The 538-nt window shown below is 49.1% G+C and carries 1 protein-coding gene; it reads left to right on the top strand.

All coding sequences use genetic code 11. The features are described 5' to 3' along the window. The coding region (locus GMA8713_RS26430; RefSeq protein ID WP_306456085.1) for a TCP-1/cpn60 chaperonin family protein at positions 1 to 524 on the top strand (524 nt) is incomplete at its 5' end. Positions 525 to 538 lie beyond the last annotated feature (14 nt).

Here is a 538-nt window from a genome sequence, read left to right as displayed (position 1 = left end):
AACTGGCAGGTGGCGTTGCAGTGATCAAAGTCGGTGCAACCACTGAAGTAGAAATGAAAGAGAAGAAAGATCGCGTAGAAGATGCATTGCATGCAACTCGAGCTGCTGTTGCAGAAGGTGTTGTTGCGGGTGGTGGCGTTGCACTGATCCGTGCTGCTTCTAAAGTGGTTGGTCTTGAAGGTGATAACGAAGAGCAAAACGTAGGTATTCGAGTTGCACTGCGTGCGATGGAAGCACCAATTCGTCAAATCACCAAAAACGCAGGTGATGAAGAGTCAGTCGTTGCTAATAATGTACGTGCGGGCGAGGGTAACTATGGTTACAACGCGGCAACGGGCGAATATGGTGACATGATCGAAATGGGTATTTTGGATCCAACTAAAGTGACTCGTAGTGCGCTACAGTTCGCAGCTTCAGTTGCGGGCCTTATGATCACTACTGAAGCTATGGTGACTGATCTACCGAAGAAAGAAGCGGCAATGCCTGATATGGGCGGCATGGGCGGTATGGGCGGTATGATGTAGTTATCACCTCTGAA

Source organism: Grimontia marina, from assembly GCF_900060185.1.
GTDB lineage: Bacteria > Pseudomonadota > Gammaproteobacteria > Enterobacterales > Vibrionaceae > Enterovibrio > Enterovibrio marinus.
This window is presented reverse-complemented; position numbering and strand designations above follow the sequence as displayed.